An 18,440-nucleotide genomic window follows, 5' to 3' on the forward strand; every position below is an offset into this window, starting at 1 on the left:
TCACTCCCGATGATCGTGGGTCTGGGTGATACTGCCGTGTTCCACGTGGAACAAAGCAACTGGCGTTTCCGTCTGCCAGCCTTCCCTCAACAATTCATGATCTACACAGGTGATAAAAACCTGGCAGTGTAATTCTTCCAGCAGACGACAAAGAGCGCTGCGGTGATGCTCGTCGAGCTCCGATGGCAGATCATCGACGAGATAAATACATTGGCCACGGCGCGCCTGACTGACCAAGTGCCCCTGAGCAATACGCAATGCGCAGACCACCAATTTCTGCTGTCCGCGTGAAAGGATATCCGCGGCATTGTGACCACCCAGCCTGAGCCTTAGGTCGGCTCGCTGAGGTCCAGCCTGGGTATGACCCATCTGCTGATCGCGATGGAGAGAAGAGGCGAGCACAGTGCTCAAGTCTTTTTCTTTGTCCCAACCGCGGTAGTAACTGAGGGTCAAACCTTCAAGCTGGACTAACTCGCTCAAAGTTTGCTCAAAGACAGGTTTCAGAGCCTTGATATAGGCCCGACGAAATTCATCGATTTCATCACTGGCCTGACACAACTCGCGGTCCCAGGCAGCCTGCGAAGCGGCGTCAAGTGTACCATGTCGAAGCCACGAGTTTCGCTGCCTCAGCGCCTTCTGAAGGCGCTGCCAAGTGGCCATGAATCGAGGTTCCACGTGGAACACTCCCCAATCCAGAAACTGCCGTCGAATCTTCGGCGCACCCTCAAGAAGACGAAAGCTGTCTGGATTGATCAGTTGTAGCGGCAAAGTCTCTGCAAGCTGAGCGGCACTCTTCGCGTTCTGCCCGTCGATGCGAATCTGGAATTCGCCCTGGCGATCACGAGAAATTCCCAGATTGCTATTCCCCCCCTCAGCCAATTCAACCTGACCAAACACTGTGCAGGCAGGTTGTTCGTATTGAATGACGGGTTGGAGGCGGGCGCTTCGAAACGAGCGAGCTAGCCCAAGCAGATGGATCGCCTCCAGCACGCTCGTCTTGCCGCTGCCGTTGGCGCCATACAGGATATTGATGCGAGGAGAGGGGGAGAAGGTCACCGGGTGCAGATTGCGCACCCCGGTGACCGAGACGCGACTGAGAGACATCTAATGGCTGCTGATTACAGGCGCATCGGCATGACAACGTAAGCCGAATCGTCATTGCCGGATTCCTGGACCAACGCACTGCTATTGGAGTCAGACAGGATCAGACGCACTTGTTCCGTGGTCATCACGCCCAAGACGTCCAACAGGTAGCTAACGTTAAATCCAATTTCCAGTGAACTACCGCTGTAATCGACGCTGATTTCTTCCTCTGCTTCTTCCTGCTCAGGGTTATTCGCCTGAATCTTCAGCTGGCCGCTCGCCAATTGCAGACGAATGCCACGGTACTTCTCGTTCGATAGAATCGCTGTACGGCTGAAGGCTTCACGCAATGCCTGACGATCACCGACAACCAACTTGTCTCCGCCTTTAGGCAAAACCCGCTCGTAGTCCGGGAATTTGCCGTCTACCAGTTTCGAGGTGAAGGTGAATTCGCCAGTGGTCGCTCGGATGTGATGCTGACCGAGAACGATACTGACCAAACCATCTTGCTCGGTCAGCAGCCGTGCCAGCTCGAGGATGCCTTTACGTGGAACGATCACCTGGTGGCGATCAGCTTGCTCGATTTCCGCAGCCATCGAGCACATCGCCAGACGGTGGCCATCAGTGGCCACTGCACGCAACACACCGGAATGGACTTCGATCAACATACCGTTCAGGTAGTATCGAACGTCTTGCTGGGCCATCGCAAAGCTTGTGCGTTCAATCAAACGGCGCAGCTTGCTCTGAACCAGATTGAACGTCAGCGAGCCCGGGCCTTCTTCTACCGTAGGGAAATCGTTGGCCGGGAGTGTCGACAGGGTAAAGCGACTGCGACCGGCTTTGACGACCAGTTTTTGCTCATCAAGTTTGATGTCGATCAGCGCGTCGTTCGGCAGGCTCTTACAGATGTCCATGAGCTTGCGCGCGGGAACGGTGATCTCGCCCGGCTCTGCAGGCTCTTCCAACTGCACGCGGCCCACCAGTTCGACTTCCAGGTCGGTACCCGTAAGCGACAACTGCTGGCCTTCCACGACCAGCAGCACGTTCGACAGAACCGGCAAGGTCTGGCGGCGTTCGACAACGCCCGCGACCAGTTGCAGCGGTTTCAACAGGGCTTCGCGTTGAATGGTGAAATGCATGGTCTAGTCCCTTGCCTTGATAAGCTGCGCTGGCGTCACGTCGTCAAAGTACGCAGCAGGTTCTTGTAGTCCTCGCGGATGTCCGCATCGGATTCTTTAAGTTCATTGATCTTGCGACAGGCGTGAAGGACGGTCGTATGGTCCCGTCCCCCAAACACGTCGCCGATCTCCGGCAGACTGTGGTTGGTCAATTCTTTGGACAACGCCATGGCTACCTGACGCGGTCGAGCGACCGATCTGGAGCGACGTTTCGACAAAAGGTCGGAGATTTTGATCTTGTAATACTCAGCGACGGTGCGCTGAATGTTATCCACACTCACTAGCTTATCCTGCAATGCCAGCAAGTCCTTGAGCGATTCGCGGATCAATTCGATGGTGATGTCGCGGCCCATGAAGTGCGAATGAGCGATAACGCGCTTGAGCGCACCTTCGAGCTCTCGCACGTTGGACCGGATACGCTGGGCAATGAAGAACGCTGCATCATGTGGAAGATCGACCTTCGCCTGGTCGGCCTTCTTCATGAGAATGGCCACTCGGGTCTCAAGCTCAGGGGGTTCGACCGCAACGGTCAAGCCCCAACCGAAACGGGACTTGAGGCGCTCCTCAAGGCCTTCGATCTCCTTGGGATAACGGTCACTGGTGAGAATCACCTGCTGACCGCCTTCAAGCAAGGCGTTGAAGGTGTGGAAAAACTCTTCCTGAGAACGCTCTTTGCGAGCGAAAAACTGAATATCGTCAATAAGCAGCGCATCGACTGAACGGTAGAAGCGCTTGAACTCGTTGATCGCATTCAACTGCAGCGCCTTGACCATGTCCGCAACGAAGCGCTCCGAATGGAGATATACAACCTTGGCATTCGGGTTCTTCTTGAGCAGATGGTTACCCACAGCATGCATCAAGTGAGTTTTACCCAGACCCACGCCGCCATATAGAAAGAGCGGGTTGTAACCGTGCTTGGGATTATCAGCAACCTGCCAGGCCGCAGCTCGAGCCAGCTGGTTGGATTTACCTTCCACGAAATTCTCGAAAGTGAACGTGCGGTTAAGGTAACTGGTGTGCTTGAGGGCGCCTTCCACCTGCACGTTGCGCTGTTCCGCGCGAGCGGGCGCCTGCTGGGAGCTGGCCCCGGCCATTGGATCGAAGCTGGCACGCGAAGGCTCGTCGTCGACATCCAGTGAAGCTTGCACGATGGGGGCAGGTGTCTGCGTCGGTTCACTGACGGGCACAGGAGCCGTAGCTCCGTTACTGGCCGCTTTCTGGGTCGCTTGCGCCTGCGAGGCAGCCGCGGCCGCGGCTAGCGGTGCGTTGGGTGCAGCGCGAGGGGCCGAACTCCGCTTGCTGCCTATTAATAAGGAGAGGGCTGGGGCAATCCCCTGGCCGTGCTCTCCCAGCAGCTCAAGCAGGCGGCCGAGGTACTTTTCGTTCACCCAGTCGAGTACGAACCGGTTGGGCGCATAGACACGCAACTCGTCGCCTTCGGCTTCGACCTGTAGCGGACGGATCCAGGTGTTGAATTGCTGGGCAGGCAGCTCATCGCGCAAAAGCTCCACGCACTGCTGCCAAAGTTCCACTGACACGGATATCCCCTAAGTTTCGAAAGCCGGTGAGGCAAAAACAAGCGCCCATTGTAACCATCCACAGAAGACTTATCCACATGTAGGTCATCAACAGACACCTCAAAAACAGGATGTTACCCACCTAAAAGCCGACCGACGGCGAGCGGATAAGCTCTGTGGATAACTGATGATGACCCCTTTGCATAACTCGCACCTGAAATCTGTGGATAAACCGCCTGTGGATAAATGCCCATTCCACGCACAGGTTTTCCGACGGTGCAGCACAGGCTCAGCACGGCTTTTGGACAGAGTTACAATTCGCTGTACACGTTGATTGACGCGGGCTTCCGGGTGTTATCCACAGAAGATCGTTTCCTAAGCTTCTATAAGCTTTACAAAAAAGCTTTAAATACTTTCCTTCTTTATTTCTATGTCTACAGCACAGCGCGGTCTCGAGGAATGCCGCTGACCCCTTCAGAAATTCATATATGAAGTAATTGCAGGAAACGTTGGTTGGAAATTGACCTGCGAGCTTGCTTTCTCTAGAATCCCCGGTCTCTTAAAACGGGGTCATTCCGGCCCGTTGTGGACGAACCAGGTAACACACCATGAAACGTACTTTCCAACCGAGCACCATCAAGCGCGCCCGCACCCACGGTTTCCGTGCTCGTATGGCTACCAAAAACGGCCGTGCAGTTCTGTCGCGTCGTCGCGCCAAAGGCCGTAAGCGTCTGGCAGTTTGATTAATCGGCACAGGTGGTGAGTCAGGACTTCAGTCGGGAAAAGCGTTTGCTGACACCCCGGCATTTCAAGGCAGTCTTTGACTCCCCCGCCGGCAAGGTTCCGGGGAAAAATCTCCTGCTCCTTGTGCGCAACAACGACCTGGATCACGCCCGATTGGGATTGGTGATCGGTAAGAAAAGCGTAAAGCTTTCCGTTGAGCGCAATCGCTTGAAACGCCTGATGCGCGAATCGTTTCGTCTCAACCAGGACAACCTGGCTGGATGGGACATCGTGGTCGTCGCGCGAAAAGGCTTGGGTGACATTGAAAACCCCGAATTGATTCAGCATTTCGGCAAGCTCTGGAAACGTCTGGCGCGCAGCCGGCCAACTCCAGAAGTCAAAACCGAAACTGCGGGGGTAGACAGTCCTGATGCGTAAACTGGCGCTCGTTCCGATCCAGTTTTACCGCTATGCCATTAGTCCCCTGATGGCCAATCACTGTCGTTTCTACCCCAGTTGCTCCTGCTACGCGTACGAAGCCATTGAAAATCATGGCCTGGTACGCGGCGGCTGGCTGACCTTACGTCGTTTAGGTCGCTGTCATCCGTGGAATCCCGGTGGTTTCGACCCGGTTCCACCAGCTCCCACCTCCCGTTCCTCTTCGATGGCCGAGTAATCATGGATATTAAACGCACGATCCTGATCGTCGCCCTGGCAATCGTGACCTATGTCGGTGTCCTGAAATGGAACCAGGACTATGGTCAGGCTGCCTTGCCGACTCAGAATGTTGCCGCCAACACCAATTCATCCGCTCTACCTGATACCCCACAGGGTTCCGCTCCTGCCAATGCAGACGTTCCAAGCGCTACAGGTGAAGTTGCCGCGCCAGCAGAAATGCCGGTTGCCGTCAGCAAAGACCTGATTCAGGTAAAGACCGACGTATTGAGTCTGGAAATCGACCCGGTAGGTGGTGACGTGGTGCAGCTCCGCTTGCCCCTGTATCCGCGTCGACAAGACCATCCAGAGATTCCGTTTCAGCTATTCGATAATGGTGGCGAGCGTACCTTTCTCGCACAGAGCGGCCTTACTGGCATAAACGGCCCGGATGCGCGTGCCGGCGGTCGTCCTGTCTACGCCGCGACGCAGAAAAGTTATCAACTGGCCGACGGTCAGAACGATCTGATCGTCGACCTGAAATTCAGCGATGCCGGCGTCAACTACATCAAGCGTTTCAGTTTCAAACGCGGCCTGTATGACCTGACCGTTTCCTACCTGATCGATAACCAAAGCGCACAAGCCTGGAACGGCAACCTGTTTGCACAGTTGAAGCGTGATGCAAGTGCGGATCCGTCCTCAACCACTGCTACGGGTACCGCGACCTACCTCGGTGCGGCAATGTGGACACCTTCGGAGCCTTACAAAAAGGTTTCAATGAAGGACATCGACAAAGCGTCGCTCAAAGACACCGTTCAAGGTGGATGGGTAGCCTGGCTACAACACTATTTCGTGACCGCATGGATCCCGAACAAGGCTGACAGCAATACCGTTACCACCCGTAAAGACAGTGCCGGCAACTACATCATCGGTTTTACCGGTCCGGCCCTGACCGTCGCTCCAGGTGCCCAGGCTGAGACCACTGCAACCCTGTATGCCGGCCCGAAAAGCCAGGCGGTACTCAAAGAGTTGTCCCCAGGCCTTGAGTTGACTGTCGACTACGGCATTCTGTGGTTCATTGCTCAACCGATTTTCTGGTTGCTGCAACATATCCACAGCATTGTGGGTAACTGGGGCTGGTCGATCATCTTCCTGACCATGCTTATCAAGGGGCTTTTCTTCCCTCTGTCCGCAGCCAGTTATAAATCCATGGCGCGTATGAGAGCAGTGGCTCCTCGTCTGGCGGCGTTGAAAGAACAGCATGGTGACGACCGTCAGAAGCTGTCGCAGTCGATGATGGAGCTGTACAAGAAAGAGAAGATCAACCCGCTGGGTGGTTGCTTGCCGATTCTGGTGCAGATGCCGGTTTTTCTGTCGTTGTATTGGGTACTGCTTGAAAGCGTCGAAATGCGACAGGCACCGTGGCTGCTGTGGATAACCGACCTGTCGATCAAGGATCCGTTCTTCATCCTGCCGATCATCATGGGCGCGACCATGTTCATCCAGCAGCGTCTGAATCCTACACCGCCGGATCCGATGCAGGCGAAGGTCATGAAGCTGATGCCGATCATCTTCACCTTCTTCTTCTTGTGGTTCCCAGCTGGTCTTGTGCTGTACTGGGTTGTTAACAACACCCTGTCCATCACCCAGCAGTGGTACATCACTCGCAGCATCGAGGCCAAGGCCAAGAAAGCGGCTGCATGATCTACCCTGTGAACAAGTAATTCAAAACGCCCCCTCGTGGGGCGTTTTGCTATCCGTCAGTTATTCAGGAGCCGGACCATGAACGTCCCTCGTGAAACCATCGCCGCCATCGCCACCGCCCAAGGTCGAGGCGGCGTCGGCATTGTGCGCATCTCCGGCCCGTTGGCGAGTGCTGCTGCCAAGGCGATCATCGGCAAGCAACCACAGCCGCGATTCGCCCACTACGGCCCTTTTCAGGATGAAAACGGCCAGGTCATCGATGAAGGGATCGCGCTGTACTTCCCGGGCCCCAATTCGTTTACCGGAGAAGATGTCCTCGAGCTACAGGGACACGGCGGACCGATCGTACTCGACATGCTGCTGCAACGCTCTGTACAGCTCGGCAGCCGCTTGGCTCGGCCCGGCGAGTTCAGCGAGCGTGCTTTCTTGAACGACAAGCTCGACCTTGCCCAGGCTGAAGCGATTGCCGATCTGATTGAAGCCAGTTCTGCACAAGCGGCCCGCAATGCGCTGCGCTCTCTGCAGGGTGCTTTTTCTCAACGTGTAGATAGCCTCACCGAGAAATTGATCAGGCTGCGAATCTATGTGGAAGCGGCCATCGATTTTCCCGAAGAAGAGATCGACTTTCTTGCCGATGGCCATGTACTGAGCATGCTCGACGATGTACGCGAACAGTTATCCACGGTATTGCGAGAAGCCAATCAGGGCGCGTTGTTGCGCGACGGCATGACGGTGGTGATCGCCGGTCGACCCAATGCTGGTAAATCCAGTCTGCTCAATGCACTGGCGGGAAGGGAAGCCGCCATCGTGACAGAAATTGCGGGTACCACCCGCGACGTCCTCCGCGAACATATCCACATCGACGGCATGCCGCTTCATGTCGTGGACACAGCCGGCCTTCGCGATACCGAAGATCAGGTAGAAAGAATCGGTGTCGAGCGTGCACTGAAAGCCATTGGTGAAGCTGACCGGATATTGCTTGTCGTTGATGCAACGGCTCCCGAAGCCAGAGACCCCTTTGCGCTGTGGCCGGAATTCCTCGAACAGCGTCCCGATCCGTCCCGCGTGACATTGATTCGAAACAAAGCGGATCTCAGCGGCGATTCAGTAGGGCTCGAAATCAGTGGAGATGGCCACGTCACTATCAATCTGAGTGCCAAGGCGGGTGGCGAAGGACTCGAGCTGTTGCGCGATCATCTGAAAGCGTGCATGGGTTATCAACAGACCTCTGAAAGCAGCTTCAGCTCTCGACGCCGGCATCTGGAGGCTTTGCACAAGGCCAGCACTTCGCTTGAGCATGGCCGGTCGCAGCTCACCTTGGCGGGGGCTGGAGAACTGCTCGCAGAAGATCTGCGTCAAGCTCAGCAGTCCCTGGGCGAAATCACCGGCGCTTTCAGCTCCGACGACCTGCTCGGTCGGATCTTCTCGAGCTTCTGCATCGGTAAGTAGGCATTTACGCTGTCCACAGGCAGGTCATTCTTAACCCCGACCTGCCTGCTCTCTCCTTCTCTGACATCCAATCAATGGCTCGATCTGCTCGCCGGGACACAGCTGCGCGTGCGCATTTTCTCGCCCTACGCCTCCAAACCATTAAATGAGCCCTGTGCATAACCTCAATTAAGGTCAGTTGATAAGTGGGGCCTGGTCCTGAGGATAATCCGCCCTGTGGACAACTACCCTTTTAATCCACAGGCTTAAACGGGTTATCCAAGGGCCTCATCCACACATGACCACAGACTTTTAAACCTCTGTACATCATGTAAATAAAGGTCTAGGTAAATCTATCCACAGAAATCATGCTCACCATACATAAACATAAAAACAAAGATTTTATAAATTTCTTTCTTTTTAATTTCTTTAACCGCCACTCATCCACAGCTGGTTAAATTTTGCGCAAAAGGTTCCTTTCAGGGGGGCGAAGTCCCTATACTTGCCGCCAATTTCCTATTCCCCCCATTTAACAGGCACGAGGTGCGTGGTGGATTTCCCTTCCCGTTTTGAAGTGATCGTCATCGGCGGCGGTCATGCCGGTACCGAGGCAGCACTGGCGTCTGCACGCATGGGGGCGAAAACCCTGCTGCTTACGCATAACGTGGAAACCCTGGGCCAAATGAGTTGCAACCCTGCCATTGGCGGGATTGGCAAAAGCCATCTGGTCAAAGAAATCGATGCACTCGGCGGGGCCATGGCCACCGCGACCGATTTGGGTGGCATCCAGTTTCGTGTTCTGAACAGTCGAAAAGGGCCTGCAGTTCGGGCCACTCGTGCTCAGGCTGACCGCATTCTGTATAAGGCCGCGATCCGCGAAATCATCGAAAACCAGCCGAACCTGTGGATATTTCAGCAGGCCTGCGATGATCTGATTGTCGAGCAGGATCAGGTACGTGGCGTTGTGACCCAGATGGGTCTGCGCTTCATGGCTGACTCTGTGGTTCTGACTACCGGGACCTTCTTGGGCGGACTTATCCACATTGGGTTGCAGAACTACTCCGGTGGCCGTGCCGGCGATCCCCCGTCGATCGCTCTGGCTCGCCGCTTACGCGAGTTACCGTTGCGTGTCGGTCGCCTCAAAACCGGGACACCTCCACGAATCGATGGCCGTTCCGTGGATTTCTCCATGATGACCGAACAACCGGGAGACACGCCGATCCCGGTCATGTCGTTCCTGGGCTCCAAAGAACAGCATCCACGGCAGGTCAGTTGCTGGATTACCCACACCAACGCTCGTACTCACGAAATCATCGCCGCGAACCTCGACCGTTCGCCGATGTACTCGGCAGCCGGGGAAATCGAAGGTGTAGGCCCACGTTATTGCCCGTCGATCGAAGACAAGATCCACCGCTTCGCCGACAAGGAAAGCCACCAGGTCTTCATCGAGCCCGAAGGCCTGACGACTCATGAGCTGTACCCGAACGGCATTTCGACTTCGCTGCCATTCGACGTGCAATTGCAGATCGTGCGTTCGATTCGCGGGATGGAAAATGCCCACATCGTTCGCCCCGGCTACGCCATCGAATACGATTATTTCGATCCCCGAGACCTGAAATACAGCCTGGAAACCAAAGTCATCGGCGGCTTGTTCTTCGCCGGGCAGATCAATGGCACTACCGGTTACGAGGAAGCCGGAGCGCAAGGTCTGCTCGCAGGCGCCAACGCCGCGCTGCGTGCACAGGGCAAGGACAGCTGGTGCCCGCGTCGCGATGAGGCCTACATCGGGGTGCTGGTGGATGACCTGATTACGCTGGGGACCCAAGAGCCGTACCGCATGTTCACTTCTCGCGCCGAGTACCGTCTGATCCTGCGCGAAGACAACGCCGACCTGCGCCTGACCGAAAAGGGTCGAGAGCTGGGATTGGTCGACGATGCGCGTTGGGCAGCGTTCTGCGCCAAACGCGAAGGCATCGAACAGGAAGAACAGCGCTTGAAATCGACCTGGATACGCCCCGGCACTGAACAAGGCGATGCGGTGTCGGCGCACTTCGGTACGCCCCTGACCCACGAATACAATCTGCTCAACCTCTTGAGCCGTCCGGAAATCGATTACGCCGGGCTCGTGGCACTGACGGGGCAAGGCTCCATCGATCCACAGGTCGCCGAACAGGTCGAGATCAAAACCAAGTACGCCGGTTACATTGATCGCCAGCAGGACGAAATCGCTCGGCTGCGGGCCAGCGAAAATACCCGGTTGCCGGACGATATCGATTACACGAACATTTCCGGCCTGTCGAAAGAAATCCAGAGCAAGCTGGGGATAACTCGTCCAGAAACGCTCGGTCAGGCATCTCGCATTCCAGGCGTGACCCCGGCGGCCATTTCGCTGTTGATGATTCATTTGAAAAAACGCGGCGCGGGCCGTCAGTTGGAGCAAAGCGCTTGAGTTCTATGGTCACCCCGCAGCACGCAGAAGAACTCACCCTTGGCGCTCGCGAACTGGGCGTCGACCTGAGCGAAGCCCAGCATGAAAAACTGCTGGCCTACCTGGCATTGCTGATCAAGTGGAACAAGGCCTACAACCTGACCGCCGTTCGCGATCCTGACGAAATGGTCTCTCGTCATCTGCTCGACAGTCTGAGCGTCGTTCCCTTTATCCAGGGCGAACGGCAGCTTGACGTTGGCAGCGGTGGAGGGATGCCAGGCATCCCGCTCGCCATCCTGTTTCCGGACATGAAGGTCACCTGCCTGGACAGTAACGGCAAGAAAACTCGTTTTCTGACTCAGGTCAAACTCGAGCTCAAGCTCGACAACCTTGAAGTTATCCACAGTCGTGCAGAAGCTTTTCAGCCGGCAGTGCCGTTTACGGGAATTATTTCCCGCGCCTTCAGCAGTCTTGAGGACTTCACCCAGTGGACACGTCACATGGGCGACAAAGAAACCCGCTGGCTGGCAATGAAGGGTCTGCATCCTGCCGATGAACTGGTAGCATTGCCCGCAGATTTTCATCTGGAAAGCGCGCAAGCCTTGGCCGTACCCGGTTGCCAAGGTCAACGGCATCTGCTGATACTGCGCCGCACGGCATGACAGGGAACACACGCAATAATGGCTAAGGTATTCGCGATAGCGAACCAAAAAGGTGGTGTGGGCAAGACCACCACCTGTATCAACCTCGCAGCGTCGCTGGTGGCTACCAAGCGGCGGGTGTTGTTGATCGATCTCGATCCACAAGGCAACGCCACCATGGGAAGCGGTGTGGATAAACACGCGCTGGAACATTCTGTCTACGATCTGCTGATCGGCGAATGCGACCTGAACCAGGCGATGCACTTTTCCGAGCACGGCGGTTATCAACTGCTGCCTGCGAACCGCGACCTGACCGCTGCCGAAGTGGTTCTGCTGGAAATGCAGATGAAAGAGTCCCGGCTGCGTACGGCTTTGGGGCCGATTCGCGAGAACTACGATTACATCCTTATCGACTGCCCGCCGTCGCTGTCAATGTTGACACTCAATGCGTTGGTGGCCGCCGATGGCGTGATCATCCCGATGCAGTGCGAGTATTTTGCGCTGGAAGGGTTGAGCGACCTTGTGGATAACATCAAGCGCATCGCTGAATTGCTTAATCCACAGCTCAAGGTCGAAGGCCTGCTTCGGACGATGTACGACCCACGTCTGAGCCTGATCAACGATGTATCTGCTCAGCTAAAGGAGCATTTCGGCGATCAGCTCTACGACACTGTGATCCCGCGCAACATCCGTCTGGCGGAGGCGCCGAGTTTCGGCATGCCTGCCTTGGCCTACGACAAGACTTCGCGTGGCGCGCTGGCGTATCTGGCTTTGGCTGGCGAGATGGTTCGTCGTCAACGTCGGCCCTCCCGCTCCGCCGCCCAGCCCACTTAAGGAAATCCCATGGCCGTCAAGAAACGAGGACTTGGACGTGGGCTGGACGCACTTCTGAGCAGTCCCACCGTCAGTGCGCTTGAGGAACAGGCCGTTCAGGCCGATCAACGCGAGCTCCAGCATATTCCGCTGGATCTGATTCAGCGTGGCAAATATCAGCCGCGTCGGGACATGGACCCACAGGCGCTGGAAGAACTGGCCAACTCGATCAAAGCTCAGGGCGTCATGCAGCCGATCGTGGTGCGTCCGATTGCTGACAACCGTTTCGAGATCATCGCGGGCGAGCGCCGTTGGCGCGCGAGTCAGCAAGCCGGCGTCGAGACGATTCCTGCAATGGTGCGCGATGTTCCGGACGAAGCCGCCATTGCCATGGCGCTGATCGAGAACATTCAGCGCGAAGACCTCAATCCGATCGAAGAGGCCATCGCGCTGCAGCGCCTGCAGCAGGAGTTCCAGCTGACCCAGCAACAGGTTGCCGAGGCTGTGGGTAAGTCACGGGTCAGTGTGGCCAATTTGCTGCGTCTGATCGCACTGCCGGAAGTCATCAAGACCATGTTGTCCCATGGCGACCTTGAAATGGGACACGCTCGGGCATTGCTGGGTCTGCCTGAAGAACGGCAGGTGGACGGGGCGCGACATGTTGTCGCACGCGGGCTGACCGTGCGCCAGACTGAGGCACTGGTACGGCAGTGGTTGAGTGGCAAACAGGAGCCTGTCGCACCCGCAAAAGCCGATCCGGATATCACTAGGCTTGAACAGCGTCTGGCCGAGCGGCTGGGCTCTGCGGTACAGATTCGCCACGGTCAGAAGGGAAAAGGCCAGTTGGTGATCCGTTACAACTCGCTGGACGAGTTGCAGGGCGTCCTCGCCCACATCCGCTGAAACATATCGTACGTAGCGCGTAGTCGGAAATCACTACCCGGCAGTTGAATAGGGGCTGAACCGCCCCTATACTCTGCGCGCATTTTGTCGGCACAAATTATGCCAAGTTATTGATTTTGGCGGCTGGCATACGAGGAGCCCATGTGATGGAGACACGCACGCCAAACCGCTTGCCATTCCATCGTCTGGCTGTTTTCCCGGTATTGCTGGCTCAACTGATTGTCCTGTTGCTGGCCGCGGTGACGCTTTGGCAGTGGCATGGAGTCGTAGCTGGATACTCAGGGCTTTGCGGAGGCCTGATAGCTTGGCTGCCCAATTTGTACTTTGCCCATAAAGCGTTCCGGTTTTCCGGGGCCAGGGCAGCGCAAGCCATCGTTCGGTCGTTCTACGCCGGCGAGGCGGGCAAACTGATTTTTACGGCAGTGCTGTTTGCACTGACCTTTGCAGGCGTGAAGCCGCTGGCCCCGCTGGCTGTTTTCGGCGTGTTCATGCTGACCCAGTTGGTCAGTTGGTTCGCACCCCTGCTAATGAGAACAAGACTTTTGAGACCTTAGGGCGTTTGAGGCAACCATGGCAGAGCAAACAGCTTCGGGCTATATCCAGCACCACCTGCAGAACTTGACCTTCGGTCATTTGCCTGACGGCACTTGGGGCTTCGCGCATTCCGCAGCAGAAGCAAAAGAAATGGGCTTTTGGGCTTTCCACCTCGATACTCTCGGCTGGTCGGTGGCTCTTGGGCTGATTTTTGTCCTGATCTTTCGCATGGCGGCGAAGAAAGCGACTTCTGGTCAGCCAGGCGCGCTGCAGAACTTTGTCGAAGTTCTGATCGAGTTCGTCGATGGCAGCGTGAAAGACAGCTTCCATGGTCGCAGTGCGGTTATCGCTCCACTGGCGCTGACCATCTTCGTCTGGGTTTTCCTGATGAACGCGGTCGACCTGGTACCCGTTGACTGGATTCCTCAGTTGGCCGTGATGATTTCCGGCGACCNGCAACGATTGGCATGGCGCTTTCGGTCTTCGCACTGATCATTTTCTACAGCATCAAGGTCAAGGGTATCGGCGGTTTCATCGGCGAGCTGACCCTGCACCCGTTTGGCAGCAAGAACGTCCTTGTTCAGGCGCTGTTGATCCCTGTGAACTTCCTGCTTGAATTCGTGACCCTGATCGCCAAACCGGTTTCTCTGGCTCTGCGTCTTTTCGGCAACATGTACGCTGGCGAACTGGTGTTCATCCTGATCGCGGTCATGTTCGGCAGCGGCCTGCTCTGGCTCAGCGGCCTGGGCGTGGTTCTGCAATGGGCGTGGGCTGTATTCCACATCCTGATCATCACCCTGCAAGCGTTCATCTTCATGATGCTGACCATCGTCTATCTTTCGATGGCTCACGAAGATAACCATTAAGACCCGCCTGGCGAGTCTGATGATCCCCTCACCGCGGTGAGGGGGCGCCCGTAAGGGCTGATGTAAAAAACGATTTTGCTTTACCGCTTTAATCTAAAAAAACCTAACCAATACGACGTAAAAGTCGGGAGGAAAGATGGAAACTGTAGTTGGTCTAACTGCTATCGCTGTTGCACTGCTGATCGGCCTGGGCGCTCTGGGTACTGCAATCGGTTTCGGCCTGCTGGGCGGCAAGTTCCTGGAAGGCGCAGCGCGTCAGCCAGAAATGGTTCCAATGCTGCAAGTTAAAATGTTCATCGTGGCTGGTCTGCTCGACGCCGTGACCATGATCGGTGTTGGTATCGCTCTGTTCTTCACTTTTGCGAACCCCTTCGTTGGTCAACTCGCTGGCTAATCGCTCGAATTTTCGAGTTGATTGGTGTGATGGACAACGAACGAGCGAGGTGTTGGCGTGAACATTAATGCAACCCTGATTGGCCAGTCCGTTGCGTTCTTCATTTTTGTGCTGTTCTGCATGAAGTTCGTGTGGCCTCCGGTCATCGCGGCTTTGCACGAACGTCAGAAGAAGATCGCGGATGGACTGGACGCTGCCACCCGAGCAGCTCGCGACCTGGAGCTGGCCCAAGATAAAGCGGGTCAGCAACTGCGCGAAGCGAAAGCTCAGGCAGCTGAGATCATTGAGCAAGCCAAGAAACGCGGTACTCAGATTGTCGACGAAGCCCGTGAACAGGCCCGTGTCGATGCTGACCGCATCAAGGCTCAGGCTCAGGCCGAGATCGAGCAGGAACTGAACGGCGTCAAAGACGCGCTGCGCGCCCAACTGGGTAGCCTGGCAGTCAACGGCGCAGAGAAGATCCTGGGTGCCACAATCGATCAAAACGCGCACGCGGAGCTGGTTAACAAACTGGCTGCAGAAATTTAAGCGAGGGCGATCATGGCAGAACTGACCACGTTGGCCCGACCTTACGCTAAGGCAGCCTTCGAGCATGCACAGGCGCACCAGCAGCTGGCCAATTGGTCAGCCATGCTCGGCCTGGCTGCTGCGGTGTCGCAAGATGACACCATGCAGCGCATGCTCAAGGCCCCGCGACTGACGAGCGCAGACAAGGCCGCCACTTTTATTGAGGTGTGCGGCGACAAGTTCGATGCCAAGGCACAGAATTTCATCCATGTCGTTGCCGAAAACGACCGTCTCCAGCTTTTGCCGGAGATCTCCGAACTGTTCGAGCTGTACAAGGCCGAGCAGGAAAAATCGGTAGATGTGGATGTGACCAGTGCTTTTGCATTGAACCAAGAACAGCAAGACAAACTCGCCAAGGTTCTCAGTGCACGGCTCGGCCGGGAAGTGCGCCTGCACGCTGCGGAGGATGCCGCCCTGATAGGTGGTGTCATCATCCGCGCCGGCGACCTGGTTATCGATGGCTCAGTTCGCGGCAAACTCGCGCAACTAGCCGAAGCATTGAAATCTTGAGTTTGAAGGGGCAGCAGAGCAATGCAGCAACTCAATCCTTCCGAAATAAGTGAAATCATCAAGGGCCGCATCGAGAAACTCGATGTAGCCTCCCAAGCCCGCAACGAAGGCACTGTCGTCAGCGTGTCTGACGGTATCGTGCGGATTCACGGTCTGGCCGACGCTATGTACGGCGAAATGATCGAGTTCCCGGGCGGCGTTTACGGTATGGCACTCAACCTGGAGCAAGACTCCGTGGGTGCTGTCGTACTGGGCGCATACACCTCTCTTGCCGAAGGCATGAGCGCCAAGTGCACTGGCCGTATCCTGGAGATTCCGGTTGGTAAGGAACTGCTGGGTCGCGTTGTCGATGCACTGGGTAACCCTGTGGACGGTAAAGGTCCTCTGAACAACACCGAGACCGATGCGGTCGAGAAAGTTGCTCCAGGCGTTATCTGGCGTAAGTCGGTAGACCAGCCTGTACAGACTGGCTACAAGGCTGTCGATGCCATGATCCCTGTCGGCCGTGGCCAGCGTGAGCTGATCATCGGTGACCGTCAGATCGGTAAAACCGCTCTGGCGATCGACGCGATCATCAACCAGAAAGACAGCGGCATCTTCTGCGTATACGTAGCAATTGGTCAGAAGCAATCGACCATCGCCAACGTTGTTCGCAAGCTGGAAGAAAACGGCGCTCTGGCCAACACGATCATCGTGGCTGCCAGTGCTTCGGAATCTCCTGCGCTGCAATTCCTGGCGCCTTACGCCGGTTGCACCATGGGCGAGTTCTTCCGCGACCGCGGTGAAGACGCGCTGATCGTTTATGACGATCTGTCCAAGCAAGCAGTGGCTTACCGCCAGATTTCCCTGCTGCTGCGCCGTCCACCAGGCCGTGAAGCTTACCCAGGCGACGTGTTCTATCTCCACTCCCGTCTGCTGGAGCGCGCATCCCGCGTTTCTGAAGAGTACGTAGAGAAGTTCACCAACGGCGCAGTGACCGGCAAAACCGGTTCCCTGACCGCACTGCCGATCATCGAAACCCAGGCTGGCGACGTTTCCGCGTTCGTTCCGACCAACGTGATTTCCATCACCGACGGTCAGATCTTCCTGGAATCGGCCATGTTCAACTCCGGCATCCGCCCGGCAGTGAACGCCGGTGTTTCGGTATCCCGTGTGGGCGGTGCCGCTCAGACCAAGATCATCAAGAAGCTGTCCGGTGGTATCCGTACCGCTCTGGCTCAGTACCGTGAACTGGCGGCATTCGCCCAGTTCGCTTCTGACCTGGACGAAGCGACCCGTAAGCAACTTGAGCATGGTCAGCGCGTTACCGAGCTGATGAAGCAGAAGCAATACGCGCCAATGTCGATCGCCGACATGTCGCTGTCGCTGTATGCCGCTGAGCGTGGGTTCCTGACTGACGTCGAAATCGCCAAGGTCGGCAGCTTTGAACAAGCGCTGATTGCTTACTTCAACCGCGATCACGCCGATTTGATGGCGAAGATCAACGTGAAGGGTGACTTCAATGACGAAATCGATTCTGGCCTCAAAGCCGGTATCGAGAAGTTCAAGGCCACCCAAACCTGGTAAGCCGCAGCGGGAGTCGCGAGGCTCCCGCTTGCTAACCTGATAGGTGTTACATGGCAGGCGCAAAAGAGATTCGCAGCAAGATTGCGAGCATCAAAAGCACGCAAAAGATCACCAGCGCCATGGAAAAAGTGGCGGTCAGCAAAATGCGCAAGGCTCAAATGCGCATGGCTGCTAGCCGTCCTTACGCGGAGCGCATCCGCCAGGTGATTGGTCATCTTGCCAACGCAAACCCGGAATACCGCCACCCGTTCATGATCGATCGCGACGTAAAGCGCGTCGGTTATATCGTGGTGAGCAGTGACCGTGGTCTGTGCGGTGGCTTGAATACCAACCTGTTCAAGGCTTTGGTCAAGGACATGGCGAAGAACCGTGAAAACGGCGTAGAGATCGATCTGTGCGTGGTCGGCAGCAAAGGTGCGGCGTTTTTCCGCAACTTCGGCGGTAACGTCGTCGCTGCGATCAGCCACTTGGGCGAAGAGCCATCGATCAACGATTTGATCGGCAGCGTCAAGGTGATGCTGGATGCCTACCTGGAGGGCCGTATTGACCGCCTGTCCGTGGTATCCAACAAGTTCGTCAACACCATGACGCAGCAGCCAACGGTCGAGCAGTTGATTCCGTTGGTCGCCACCCAGGATCAAGAACTCAAGCACCACTGGGATTACCTGTACGAACCCGACGCCAAAGAGCTGCTGGACGGCTTGATGGTCCGTTACGTGGAGTCGCAGGTCTACCAGGCGGTGGTCGAGAACAACGCAGCTGAACAAGCTGCGCGGATGATCGCGATGAAGAACGCCACTGACAACGCCGGTGACCTGATCAGCGATTTGCAGCTGATCTACAACAAGGCGCGTCAGGCAGCGATCACCCAAGAGATCTCGGAAATCGTCGGCGGCGCTGCCGCGGTTTAACGGTTCAAATATTCAGAGGA

Annotated in this window: 18 protein-coding genes and 2 pseudogenes; 17 read left to right on the plus strand and 3 right to left on the minus strand. The window is 56.3% G+C overall.

From position 1 onward, the window contains the following. The 3 genes from recF to dnaA are packed head-to-tail and all read right to left on the minus strand — an operon-like array spanning position 1 to position 3,799. Complete coding sequence (gene recF, locus D3M70_RS25020; protein ID WP_120128285.1) at positions 1-1,104, minus strand: DNA replication/repair protein RecF; 1,104 nt, start codon at positions 1,102-1,104, stop codon at positions 1-3. A gap of 14 nt (positions 1,105-1,118) precedes the next feature. Then, on the minus strand, positions 1,119-2,222 hold the full coding sequence (gene dnaN, locus D3M70_RS25025) for a DNA polymerase III subunit beta (protein ID WP_120128286.1): 1,104 nt from the start codon (positions 2,220-2,222) through the stop codon (positions 1,119-1,121). 35 nt (positions 2,223-2,257) lie between these two features. Beyond that, the gene (gene dnaA / locus D3M70_RS25030) at positions 2,258-3,799 is read right to left on the minus strand and encodes a chromosomal replication initiator protein DnaA (protein WP_120128287.1); all 1,542 of its coding nucleotides are present in this window, start codon (positions 3,797-3,799) and stop codon (positions 2,258-2,260) included. 587 nt (positions 3,800-4,386) lie between these two features. On the opposite strand from dnaA, the gene rpmH reads away from it, so the two are divergent. From rpmH to atpG, 17 genes and pseudogenes are all read left to right on the plus strand, one after another. Next, complete coding sequence (rpmH, locus tag D3M70_RS25035) at positions 4,387-4,521, plus strand: 50S ribosomal protein L34 (protein WP_002551315.1); 135 nt, start codon at positions 4,387-4,389, stop codon at positions 4,519-4,521. A 16-nt stretch (positions 4,522-4,537) separates the two neighbouring features. Continuing rightward, entirely contained in the window at positions 4,538-4,939 is a 402-nt protein-coding gene (rnpA, locus tag D3M70_RS25040; RefSeq protein ID WP_120128288.1) for a ribonuclease P protein component, read from the plus strand. Next, on the plus strand, positions 4,932-5,177 hold the full coding sequence (gene yidD / locus D3M70_RS25045) for a membrane protein insertion efficiency factor YidD (RefSeq protein ID WP_081564616.1): 246 nt from the start codon (positions 4,932-4,934) through the stop codon (positions 5,175-5,177). Before rnpA ends, yidD begins: the two co-directional genes overlap by 8 nt. 2 nt (positions 5,178-5,179) lie before the next feature. Continuing rightward, entirely contained in the window at positions 5,180-6,859 is a 1,680-nt protein-coding gene (gene yidC, locus D3M70_RS25050; protein ID WP_120128289.1) for a membrane protein insertase YidC, read from the plus strand. A 78-nt stretch (positions 6,860-6,937) separates the two neighbouring features. Then, positions 6,938-8,308 carry a tRNA uridine-5-carboxymethylaminomethyl(34) synthesis GTPase MnmE gene (gene mnmE, locus D3M70_RS25055; protein ID WP_120128290.1) on the plus strand — a complete coding sequence of 457 codons (1,371 nt, stop codon included), beginning with the start codon at positions 6,938-6,940 and terminating at the stop codon, positions 8,306-8,308. Positions 8,309-8,837: 529 nt separating this feature from the next. Next, a complete protein-coding gene (mnmG, locus tag D3M70_RS25060; protein WP_120128291.1) occupies positions 8,838-10,736 on the plus strand; it encodes a tRNA uridine-5-carboxymethylaminomethyl(34) synthesis enzyme MnmG in 1,899 nt (632 codons plus the stop codon). 5 nt (positions 10,737-10,741) lie between these two features. Further along, positions 10,742-11,377 carry a 16S rRNA (guanine(527)-N(7))-methyltransferase RsmG gene (gene rsmG, locus D3M70_RS25065; RefSeq protein ID WP_120128292.1) on the plus strand — a complete coding sequence of 212 codons (636 nt, stop codon included), beginning with the start codon at positions 10,742-10,744 and terminating at the stop codon, positions 11,375-11,377. An 18-nt stretch (positions 11,378-11,395) separates the two neighbouring features. Continuing rightward, complete coding sequence (locus tag D3M70_RS25070) at positions 11,396-12,190, plus strand: ParA family protein (RefSeq protein WP_120128293.1); 795 nt, start codon at positions 11,396-11,398, stop codon at positions 12,188-12,190. Positions 12,191-12,199: 9 nt separating this feature from the next. After that, complete coding sequence (locus D3M70_RS25075) at positions 12,200-13,072, plus strand: ParB/RepB/Spo0J family partition protein (protein ID WP_120128294.1); 873 nt, start codon at positions 12,200-12,202, stop codon at positions 13,070-13,072. A 146-nt stretch (positions 13,073-13,218) separates the two neighbouring features. Then, the gene (locus tag D3M70_RS25080; RefSeq protein ID WP_074757410.1) at positions 13,219-13,626 is read left to right on the plus strand and encodes a F0F1 ATP synthase subunit I; all 408 of its coding nucleotides are present in this window, start codon (positions 13,219-13,221) and stop codon (positions 13,624-13,626) included. Between the two features lie 64 nt (positions 13,627-13,690). Then, positions 13,691-14,060: pseudogene (locus tag D3M70_RS33675) on the plus strand (FoF1 ATP synthase subunit a); the annotation flags it as partial. Between the two features lies 1 nt (position 14,061). Next, positions 14,062-14,472, plus strand: a pseudogene (locus tag D3M70_RS33680) (F0F1 ATP synthase subunit A); the annotation flags it as partial. 136 nt (positions 14,473-14,608) lie between these two features. Next, positions 14,609-14,866 carry a F0F1 ATP synthase subunit C gene (gene atpE, locus D3M70_RS25090; RefSeq protein ID WP_002555987.1) on the plus strand — a complete coding sequence of 86 codons (258 nt, stop codon included), beginning with the start codon at positions 14,609-14,611 and terminating at the stop codon, positions 14,864-14,866. A gap of 57 nt (positions 14,867-14,923) precedes the next feature. Continuing rightward, entirely contained in the window at positions 14,924-15,394 is a 471-nt protein-coding gene (locus D3M70_RS25095) for a F0F1 ATP synthase subunit B (RefSeq protein ID WP_062386210.1), read from the plus strand. A gap of 12 nt (positions 15,395-15,406) precedes the next feature. Continuing rightward, positions 15,407-15,943 (plus strand): F0F1 ATP synthase subunit delta, encoded by a 537-nt coding sequence (locus D3M70_RS25100; RefSeq protein ID WP_037016920.1) that lies wholly within the window; start codon positions 15,407-15,409, stop codon positions 15,941-15,943. A gap of 21 nt (positions 15,944-15,964) precedes the next feature. Further along, positions 15,965-17,509: a F0F1 ATP synthase subunit alpha gene (atpA, locus tag D3M70_RS25105; RefSeq protein WP_120128295.1), complete on the plus strand. Its 1,545-nt coding sequence runs from the start codon at positions 15,965-15,967 to the stop codon at positions 17,507-17,509. Positions 17,510-17,559: 50 nt separating this feature from the next. Then, positions 17,560-18,420, plus strand: coding sequence for a F0F1 ATP synthase subunit gamma (gene atpG, locus D3M70_RS25110; RefSeq protein ID WP_081564626.1), 861 nt, complete (start codon positions 17,560-17,562; stop codon positions 18,418-18,420). Positions 18,421-18,440 lie beyond the last annotated feature (20 nt).

This window comes from Pseudomonas sp. LS-2 (assembly GCF_003605735.1).
Taxonomy (GTDB): Bacteria; Pseudomonadota; Gammaproteobacteria; order Pseudomonadales; family Pseudomonadaceae; genus Aquipseudomonas.

Coding starts and splice junctions, on each gene's coding strand:
- recF (WP_120128285.1), bottom strand. CDS start 1,104: ATGTCTCTCAGTCGCGTCTCGGTCACCGGGGTGCGCAATCTGCACCCG.
- dnaN (WP_120128286.1), bottom strand. CDS start 2,222: ATGCATTTCACCATTCAACGCGAAGCCCTGTTGAAACCGCTGCAACTG.
- rpmH (WP_002551315.1), top strand. CDS start 4,387: ATGAAACGTACTTTCCAACCGAGCACCATCAAGCGCGCCCGCACCCAC.
- yidD (WP_081564616.1), top strand. CDS start 4,932: ATGCGTAAACTGGCGCTCGTTCCGATCCAGTTTTACCGCTATGCCATT.
- yidC (WP_120128289.1), top strand. CDS start 5,180: ATGGATATTAAACGCACGATCCTGATCGTCGCCCTGGCAATCGTGACC.
- mnmE (WP_120128290.1), top strand. CDS start 6,938: ATGAACGTCCCTCGTGAAACCATCGCCGCCATCGCCACCGCCCAAGGT.
- rsmG (WP_120128292.1), top strand. CDS start 10,742: ATGGTCACCCCGCAGCACGCAGAAGAACTCACCCTTGGCGCTCGCGAA.
- D3M70_RS25070 (WP_120128293.1), top strand. CDS start 11,396: ATGGCTAAGGTATTCGCGATAGCGAACCAAAAAGGTGGTGTGGGCAAG.
- D3M70_RS25075 (WP_120128294.1), top strand. CDS start 12,200: ATGGCCGTCAAGAAACGAGGACTTGGACGTGGGCTGGACGCACTTCTG.
- D3M70_RS25080 (WP_074757410.1), top strand. CDS start 13,219: ATGGAGACACGCACGCCAAACCGCTTGCCATTCCATCGTCTGGCTGTT.
- atpE (WP_002555987.1), top strand. CDS start 14,609: ATGGAAACTGTAGTTGGTCTAACTGCTATCGCTGTTGCACTGCTGATC.
- D3M70_RS25100 (WP_037016920.1), top strand. CDS start 15,407: ATGGCAGAACTGACCACGTTGGCCCGACCTTACGCTAAGGCAGCCTTC.
- atpA (WP_120128295.1), top strand. CDS start 15,965: ATGCAGCAACTCAATCCTTCCGAAATAAGTGAAATCATCAAGGGCCGC.
- atpG (WP_081564626.1), top strand. CDS start 17,560: ATGGCAGGCGCAAAAGAGATTCGCAGCAAGATTGCGAGCATCAAAAGC.